The sequence below is a fragment of the Achromobacter sp. MYb9 genome (assembly GCF_002975275.1).
In the GTDB taxonomy this organism is placed as follows: domain Bacteria; phylum Pseudomonadota; class Gammaproteobacteria; order Burkholderiales; family Burkholderiaceae_B; genus Achromobacter.
On sequence record NZ_PCOQ01000036.1, the window covers coordinates 43,432 to 50,885 of the forward strand.

Below are 7,454 nucleotides of genomic sequence, written 5' to 3' on the forward strand. Positions count from 1 at the left end.
CTCTACACTTAGCGCGCTTGGCCCCTCTCGAGCCTGCAGGGCGGGCAGGCCCGTCACGTCTTATCAAGCTGTCAGGAAGTGTTCGCATGGCGAAATGGGGTTTGCGCAAAAAATCATTGATGGCGCTGCTGTTGGCATGCGTGATCGCTTTGGCGTCCGCCGCGGTCATCGGCTGGCTGGTGCTGGATGGGGTCAGGGACCACTTCGGCCGGGCATTCGCCGATAACTTCACGCAACTTAACCGGCAACGCATTCTGGCCCCGGTATCGCGCGAACTGGCGTTGTCGCAACGCCTGGCCGATAGCGAAGTCACTCGCCGCTGGTTGCGCAATGAAAGCGATCCGGCCGCCCGCGAGCTCTTCTTCCGCGAAGCCGACGGCTACCGCCGCGATTTGCTGGGCCGCGCCTACTTTATCGCCAGCGCGGCAAGCGGCCACTATTACTTCAACGACGACAAGCCGCTGTCCGAGGCGCCGCGCTACACGCTAAGCCCCGGCGCGGCGGACGACGGCTGGTTCTACGCCACGCTGAAGTCGCCGGCCAAGTACAACATCAACGTCAATCCCGACCTGAAGCTCAAGACCACGAAGGTGTGGATCAACGTGCAGGTGCGCGATGGCGACAAAGTGGTGGCGCTGACCGGTGCCGGCCTGGACGTCGGCGGTTTCCTGCGCGATTTCGTCAACAGCGGCCAGTCCGGCGTGACCCCCATCATCGTCGACCAGGAAGGCGCCATCCAGGCGCACATGGACGCCTCGCTGATCGCCTACAACTCGGGCGCGGGCGGCGGGGCCGACGGCCGGGGCAAGGTGTTCAATCTGTTGGACGACGGGACGAGCCAGGAAGAACTGCGGTCGGCCATGCGTGCGGCCGAGGCCGATCCGCAGTCGGTGCAGTCGGCGTGGGTGAAGATCGATGGCGCGCGCCAGCTGGTGTCCGTGGCGTATATGCCCGAGCTGCATTGGCACGTGCTGACGGTCGTGGACCTGGGTGCCGCGCGTGTGCTGGACACCGGCTGGCTGTGGCCGGCGGCGATCGGCCTGGCGGTGCTGTTCGCGGCCATGCTGCTGGGCTTCGGCTACGCCGTCGAACGGCTGATGCTGCGTCCGCTGCGCCGCCTGCAGCAGTCGGCGCGCGCGATCGCCGACGGCAGCTACGACGTGCGCCTGCCCCCGGGCGGACAGGACGAGATCGGCGACCTGAGCCGCGCTTTCGGCGTCATGGCCGACAAGGTCCGCCAGCACACGGCCGAACTGGAATCCAAGGTGCGCGAACGCACCTCCGCGCTGGAAGACGCCAACCGCGCCATGGCCGCCGCGCACAAGAAGATCGGCGACTCCATCGACTACGCCAGCCTGATCCAGCGCGCCATCCTGCCCGACCGCCAACTGACGCAATCCCTGGGCGCGCACCACTTCGTGTTGTGGAAGCCGCGCGACGTGGTGGGCGGCGACTTCTACGTCTTCCGTTCCGATGGCGCCAACTGCCTGCTGGGCATCATGGACTGCGCGGGCCACGGCGTGCCCGGCGCCTTGATGACGATGCTGGCGCGCGCCGCCATCGACCTGGCGATCACCGAGGCCGGCCCGGCCGACCCCGCCGGCATCCTGACGCGTACCGACGCGGCCATCCGTGCCATGCTTGCGGATGCGCAACTGCCTCGCGCCCTGGCCACCAACACCGATGCCGGCCTGGTATATATTGACCGCCAGACGGGACGGCTGCGGTATGCCGGCGCGAAGATCAGCCTGTACGCCAGCGATGGCGAGACCTTGCGCGAAATTCCCGGCGGCAGGCGCGCGCTGGGCGACAAGCGTACCGGGGTCTACGAGAATATCGACTTGCAAATGGAGTCCGGCTGGACCTATTACCTGGCCACCGACGGCTTCCTGGACCAGGCGGGCGGCGAGCACGGGTTCGGGTTCGGCAACACGCGTTTCGCGGGCATGCTCAAGAGACACGCGCGGCAGCCGTTAACTGAACAGGCCGCCGCTTTTACGCAAGCGCTGGCCGAATACCAGGGTGCGCGTCCCCAGCGCGACGACATCACCTTGCTGTCTTTCCGTTTCGAATAAACGTTATCAAGGCGGTAACCGCTATGAATGCCTCCGATCTCTATGCGCTGGGCGAACGGTTCAATCAGAACCGCACCCTGCTGTGCTTCAACGGGCCGATCTCCCGCAGCCTGATCGAGGAAATCGGCAACGCGCTCAAGAATTACCTGAACGCGGAACATGTGCGGCCGGCCGAAGCGATGGACGTGTTTTCGGTCTACATCGAGATGATCCAGAACATTCGCCAATATGCCGCCGCCAACGGCGACGCCGAGGCTTCGGCCACCGTGGTGATCGGCCGCCGCGACGAAAGCCGCTACGTGGTGTCGGCGGGCAACCTGGTCAAGTCCGACGACGGCCATGCGCTGGTCGCGCGGATCCAGGAACTGGCCGCGCTGGACAAGGCGGCCCTGAAGGCCGAATACAAGACGCAGCTGCACAAGCCGCGTGCCCAAGGCGTGGCCTCGGGCGCGGGCCTGGGCCTGATCGATATCGCACGCCGCGCCGGCGCCCCGCTGGAAGCCAGCCTGACGCCCGCCGCGGAGGAAGGGCACGCGTTCTTCAGCCTGAGCGTCGTGATCTGAAGGCTCCGCGTATCCCCGTATTATTTTCGGAGTATTTGATGAAAGAGCTGAACATTCCCGGGACGCAGTCCACGCCCGCCATCACCGCCGATGCCGCTGCCGGCGTGCTGGCGATGCGCGGCGACTCGTACCCCGAGAATTCCTTTGAACTGTTCGGTCCGGTGATCGAATGGGTCGAGGCTTACCTGCTGGGCACGACCGCCCCGTTGAGGCTGGAACTGGAATTGCTGTATCTGAACACCAGCAGCATCAAGTCCGTCATGGATATCTTTGATGTGCTCGAAGCCGCCCACGGCAAAGGCCGGGAGGTCAGCGTGACCTGGTTCTACGACAAACGCAATGAACGCGTCGGCGAACTGGCCGAGGAATTCAAGGAAGACTGCACCTTTCCGTTCTCGGTGGTCGGCCGCGAATGAAACCGGGCGCTGCCGAACTGGATCGGCGCATCACCGCGCTGCTGGCGGACCCGGCCTATGACGGCCATCCCTTGCGCGAAGCGCTCGAGGCGCTTTGGCGGCATACGGCCGGGCAAATGGCCCGCATCGAACGCGTGACCCAATTGTCGGACGCCTACCAGTCCATGGCGCACGAGCGCGAACTGGGTCTGTGCGACCAGTTCGACCGGCAGTTGCGCCGCTTGACGCGCATTGCGCGAATTTCCGACCACTATCAGAGCATGATGCGCGATCTGAACGCCGCGCTACAAGAAACCTCCAACCGCGATCCGTTGACCAGCCTGCTGAACCGGCGCGCCCTGATGGAAATGATCAAGCAGGAAGTCGAACGCGCGGCGCGCAGCGGCGAGAGCTTTGTCGTTGCCATGCTGGACGTCGACCACTTCAAGGCCGTCAACGACCGCTACGGGCATGAAACCGGCGACCGCGCGTTGGTCGAACTTGCCGGCGTGATGGGCCAAAGCCTGCGCGAATACGACTTGTGCGGACGCTGGGGCGGCGAGGAATTCCTGGTGCTCCTGCCCAACACGCAGCCCGACGCCGCCCAGGGCGTCATGGACCGACTGGTGGGCGCGGTGCGCGGGCTGGCGGTGGCGGCCGGCGCGGATGTATTGAGGCTGACGGTCAGTATCGGCATGGCGCATCACCAGTTGGGAGAGACTTTCTCGGAAACGCTTAGTCGCGCGGACCAGGCGCTGTACCTGGCCAAGCAGGACGGACGAGACCGCGTCGCGCTTGGTTTTCCAAAGCGCTGAATGAAGCCGGAACAGCTGTATTCCGGTATGGAGCCCCTTATGCTTGATAGTCATGTAAGCGATTCGAGCGCGGGCCCCGAGGGCGCCGCGTGGCATGTGGGCAATTACCTGACGTCGATGGACCAGGCGCTGTTGCTGTTCGACTTCGACGCAAGCGGCTCGCTGTTGAACGCCAACGCCAATTTCCTGGCCGCCGTGGGGTATACCGCGGAAGAGGCCCTGACGCTGCGTCACGACATGCTGTGCGACAGCATGGACGAAGGCAAAGGCCTTGCCAGCGGAGAACGGATCTGGACCCGGCTGCGCCGAGGGGAACATTTCTCGGGCACCTGCCGCTACCGCAAGAAGGACGGCGGTTCGCTGTGGATAGAAGCCACCTATCTGCCATTGCGGGACGATGGCGGCGACATCGCGCGCATCGCGGTCATTTCGCGCAAGTCCATCGCGGACGCCGAGCGCCAGGAAGAGATCCGCCTGTTGCTGCTGGGCATCAACGAAACCGGTAATGCCGTTGCGGTGTCCGGCAGCGACGGCCGCATCGTCTATGTGAACGACGGTTTCCAGCGCATGCTGGGCTTCGGGCGCGGCGACGCGCTCCACCAGGAGCTGGGTGAATTGCTGGCCGGCGGCCGGCCCGACGGCGGCACCCGCGAGGAACTGGACCGCCGCATCGCCTGCCGCGAGGGGTACCACAAAGACGTGCTTGTCTACGACCGCTGCGGCAAGCCGCTGTGGGTCTCTGTCATGGCCAACTCGGTCTTCGACGATCGCGGTACGCTCGTCAACATCGTCGACGTGCTGACCGACATCACGCCCACAAAGGTGCACGAAGTGCTGCAGCGCCGCGTGCTGCAGGCGATGGTGAACGAGGCCTCGGTGGTCGAGGTCATGAACATGGTGTGCCGCGAAGTCGAACGCCTGGCGCCCGAAGTGGTCGCCACCGTGCTGCGGGTGGACGATGCCGGCCAGCTCAGGCAGTTGGCGGCGCCAAGCATGCCGGCCGCCTACGCCGACGCGCTGGACGGCTTGAAGGTCGGCCCGCAGTCGGGCGCCTGCGGCACCTCGGCGTTCCTGGGCCGCCCCGTCATCGTGCCGGACATCGCCACCGATCCGCTTTGGGACGATTACCGCCATCTGCCGTTGCCGGAGGATGTGAAGGCATGTTGGTCGTCGCCCATCAAGTCCAGCGACGGGCGCGTGATTGGCACCTTCTGCTTCTATTTCCGCGAACGCCGCCTGCCTGACGATTTCCACCATCGCCTGGTGGACGTATGCGTCTACCTGTGCGCGTTGGCGCTGGAGCGCGAAGAGGCACGCGCCCGCATCCGCCAACTGGCGTTCTACGACGAGCTGACCGGCCTGCCCAACCGCAACCTGCTGCTGGCGCAAGCCGAGCAGGCCATCGCGCGCGCCGAGCCGGAACGCAAGCGCGTGGCCGTGCTGTTCCTGGACCTGGACCGTTTCAAGCAGGTCAACGACACCCTGGGCCATCCCATCGGCGACGCCTTGTTGCGCGACGTGGCCCAGCGGTTGCGCCGCCTGGCGCGGGCGTCCGACATCGTCGGCCGGCTGTCCGGCGACGAGTTCGTGATGATGATGCCGGACTTCGAGCACGGGCGGCTGACTGCCGCCGCCGAACACATCCTGGTGGCGCTGGCCCAGCCGTTTTCGGTGGGCGGCGTCACGCTGAACCCGTCGGTCAGCATCGGGATCAGCGTGTTCCCGGAAAACGGGCGCGACATGGATACGCTGCTGCGCCACGCCGACATGGCGATGTACCAGGCCAAGACGGCAGGCCGCAACCGCATTTCGTTCTTCAGCGCCGAAATGAACCGCCAGGCACAAGAACGTCTGGCCCTGGAAGCCGCCCTGCGCGACGCGCTGGAAGCCAAGGCGTTACGCCTGCACTACCAGCCGCAGGTCGGCCTGAAGAACGGCAGCCTGTATGGGGTCGAGGCGCTGGCCCGCTGGCGCCATCCGACGCTGGGCGATATTTCGCCCGCCCGTTTCGTGCCGTTGGCCGAAGAATGCGGCCTGATCGGCGACCTGGGCGACTGGGCGCTGCGCGAGGCCTGCTCGCAACTGGCGGTCTGGCGCAGCAACGGTCTGCGCGTGCCGTCGGTATCGGTGAACCTGTCAGCCACGAATTTCCACAACCTGAACCTGCCCCGCATGATCGCGGCCACGCTCGCCGAATTCGGCCTGGCGCCTGCCGATCTGATGCTGGAGATCACCGAAGGCGTGGTCCTGGACGCCACCGCCGGCACGCTGCGAACCATCGCGGAACTTCACCGCCTGGGCGTGCGCTTGTCGATGGACGACTTCGGGACGGGATATTCCAGCCTGGGCCACTTGCGGCGCCTGATCGTCGACGAGCTGAAGCTGGATCGCAGTTTTGTGCAGGGATTGGAGAGCGATGACGCAGCGCGAGCATTGACCAGCGCGGTCATCCGGATCGGCGAGAGCCTGAGCCTGCCGGTGGTGGCCGAAGGGGTCGAAAACGAGGAACAGCGGCGATTCCTGATCGAGCAGGGATGTGCGGCGGGACAAGGATTCCTGTTTTCGCCGCCGTTGCCGGCTAAGGATTTGGAGGAGTGGCTTCGGGGGAGAATTTGACTGTGGGGGTTTGTTTGGCTAGGCGTTGAGTTCTTGAGACGCCCGTCACGTCGGCGGCCTGGGGTACGCGGGTCAACGATTGCGGTCCGGAGCCTTCGCTCCGGACTGCCCCCTTGTCATCCTCGTCACTGCCTTTGGCAGTTCCTTCGGATTCCCTCGGGCTTATCGACTCCCCGCGTACCCCAGGCCGCCGACGCGACGGGCTCCGTCAGGTGCAATTTGACGTCAGCTGGGGCGGGCGGTTTTCTTGGGGTTCTGCTCCACAGTGTGGGGTGGTGGATGATCTTGCGGGGCCCGCTCCCGGCCGGCCGCGCGGGCGGCCTTTGGGAGCTTACGCGTCGTCTTGCGTCGTGACGCGATTCGCTTCGCGTGTGGGCGGCTATCGTTGCGCTTTGCTTTGGGCTGGCTTTGGTTTGGAAGATTTTGCGGGGTCGTCCCTTGTCGGCCGCGCGGGCGGCCTCGGGGACTTGGCTCTGTCTTGCGGTTCGTGATGCCGCTTCGCGCTTGTGCAGAACGGACTTGCGGGGCTTGCCTCAGGACGGCCGCCCGGGCGGCCTTTTGAGGCGTTCACGGCGTCTTGCGATCCCCGATGCCGCTGCGCGCATGCCAAGCGAGGAACCCTAGCAATGCTGCAAATTTCAGCCGACGCTCGCAACATTCACTGGCCTCCCTTTTAGACGGGTGGCGCGCGTACAGGTCGGGCTAAGCAAGCGACTGCTGGCCGCGCGCCACCCGTCGCTCCACCTCCCCCACTTGACTGCGGGGGCCAATAGAAAACCACTCCCTACCAGCGCGCAAGCGACCAAGGCACCGACGTAATGCGATGCGTAAGCCGATAGCGCGCCGCTCCCGCGGCCGCATTCGGCGGGCCCCGCAAACCTCGTCATTAAGTCGCGCTCTAGCAGCGCGCAAACCAAGACGGCGCAGCTCGTCGTCGGGGTCGGGTGGGTGGCGCGCAACCTTGATGCGCCCGAGGGAATCTGAAGGCAG

At 65.5% G+C, this 7,454-nt stretch carries 5 protein-coding genes; all 5 read left to right on the plus strand.

The window, feature by feature from the left end; genetic code table 11:
- Window positions 1–86: 86 nt before the first annotated feature.
- Genes siaA through CQ050_RS29260 form a run of 5 tightly spaced genes read left to right on the plus strand, consistent with a single transcriptional unit; the run spans window position 87 to window position 6,464 of the window.
- Window positions 87–2,075: a biofilm regulation protein phosphatase SiaA gene (gene siaA / locus CQ050_RS29240; RefSeq protein ID WP_199196959.1), complete on the plus strand. Its 1,989-nt coding sequence runs from the start codon at window positions 87–89 to the stop codon at window positions 2,073–2,075.
- Between the two features lie 23 nt (window positions 2,076–2,098).
- Window positions 2,099–2,638 carry a biofilm regulation protein kinase SiaB gene (gene siaB, locus CQ050_RS29245; RefSeq protein WP_105560338.1) on the plus strand — a complete coding sequence of 180 codons (540 nt, stop codon included), beginning with the start codon at window positions 2,099–2,101 and terminating at the stop codon, window positions 2,636–2,638.
- Window positions 2,639–2,676: 38 nt separating this feature from the next.
- Window positions 2,677–3,054, plus strand: coding sequence for a biofilm regulation phosphoprotein SiaC (gene siaC, locus CQ050_RS29250; RefSeq protein ID WP_105560339.1), 378 nt, complete (start codon window positions 2,677–2,679; stop codon window positions 3,052–3,054).
- Window positions 3,051–3,848 (plus strand): biofilm regulation diguanylate cyclase SiaD, encoded by a 798-nt coding sequence (siaD, locus tag CQ050_RS29255; protein WP_105560340.1) that lies wholly within the window; start codon window positions 3,051–3,053, stop codon window positions 3,846–3,848. The genes siaC and siaD overlap by 4 nt, the downstream gene beginning before the upstream one ends.
- Window positions 3,849–3,887: 39 nt before the next feature.
- Entirely contained in the window at window positions 3,888–6,464 is a 2,577-nt protein-coding gene (locus CQ050_RS29260; protein ID WP_233214359.1) for an EAL domain-containing protein, read from the plus strand.
- Window positions 6,465–7,454 lie beyond the last annotated feature (990 nt).

Excerpts from the sequence above, each read along its gene's own strand:
- siaA (WP_199196959.1), top strand. The coding sequence starts at position 87 with ATGGCGAAATGGGGTTTGCGCAAAAAATCATTGATGGCGCTGCTGTTG.
- siaB (WP_105560338.1), top strand. The coding sequence starts at position 2,099 with ATGAATGCCTCCGATCTCTATGCGCTGGGCGAACGGTTCAATCAGAAC.
- siaD (WP_105560340.1), top strand. The coding sequence starts at position 3,051 with ATGAAACCGGGCGCTGCCGAACTGGATCGGCGCATCACCGCGCTGCTG.
- siaC (WP_105560339.1), top strand. The coding sequence starts at position 2,677 with ATGAAAGAGCTGAACATTCCCGGGACGCAGTCCACGCCCGCCATCACC.
- CQ050_RS29260 (WP_233214359.1), top strand. The coding sequence starts at position 3,888 with ATGCTTGATAGTCATGTAAGCGATTCGAGCGCGGGCCCCGAGGGCGCC.